Consider the following 255-nt stretch of genomic DNA (forward strand, 5'->3'; position numbering starts at 1 on the left):
CTGTCATGCTCACTCGGGATGACGCTGGCCGCAAATGGTGGCACGCCTTGTCGGACGAAGAGCGCGAAAAGATTGACCTTTTTGTGTCTGGTCGCGGGACTACGTTTGATGCCGCAATGAAATCCGCGAACGAGAAAGCCGTCATCGCCGCCGCGCCCACACCGGCAGCGCAGGGAGGGGATGGCCATGAGTGATTTGGCAAAGCACTCGCTGCAACGTGGCGCCCAATACCCGTTCGACGCTACAGATGAATGG

1 protein-coding gene is annotated in these 255 nt (G+C 59.2%); it reads left to right on the forward strand.

Annotated features, from left to right (window positions below):
* Positions 1 to 194 (forward strand): hypothetical protein (locus ACVA6Q_RS24805; protein WP_446649247.1); only part of this gene is annotated, 194 nt, incomplete at its 5' end.
* Positions 195 to 255 lie beyond the last annotated feature (61 nt).

This window comes from Vibrio sp. DNB22_10_4, from assembly GCF_052879755.1.